This window comes from Paenibacillus silvestris (assembly GCF_009882985.1).
GTDB classification, from domain to species: domain Bacteria; phylum Bacillota; class Bacilli; order Paenibacillales; family NBRC-103111; genus Paenibacillus_E; species Paenibacillus_E silvestris.
This window is the reverse complement of the sequence record NZ_WTUZ01000004.1, coordinates 1-271: the sequence shown is the minus strand read 5'-3', so window position 1 is coordinate 271 and position 271 is coordinate 1. Positions and strand designations below refer to the sequence as shown.

2 rRNA genes (1 of these 2 cut by a window edge) are annotated in these 271 nt (G+C 50.2%); both read right to left on the bottom strand.

The features are described from left to right. Positions 1-75, bottom strand: a 5S ribosomal RNA gene (gene rrf / locus GQF01_RS00990); it reaches 64 nt to the left of the window's first position. 69 nt (positions 76-144) lie between these two features. Next, a 23S ribosomal RNA gene (locus GQF01_RS00985) occupies positions 145-271 on the bottom strand; the annotation flags it as partial.

Below are 271 nucleotides of genomic sequence, written 5' to 3'. Positions count from 1 at the left end.
ACCATCGACGCTGGAGGGCTTAACGGTCGTGTTCGAGATGGGAACGCGTGGGTCCCCTCCGCCATCATCACCAAACAGTCAAAGCGTGGTTTGCGCCTTGAAAACTAGATACGAAACTTGCGTAAAGTAATCATCATAGGTTTATTGGTTAAGCCCTCGACCGATTAGTATTCGTCAGCTGCATACGTTACCGCACTTCCACCTCGAACCTATCAACCTCGTCGTCTACAAGGGGTCTTACATACTGGGAAATCTCATCTTGAGGGGGGCT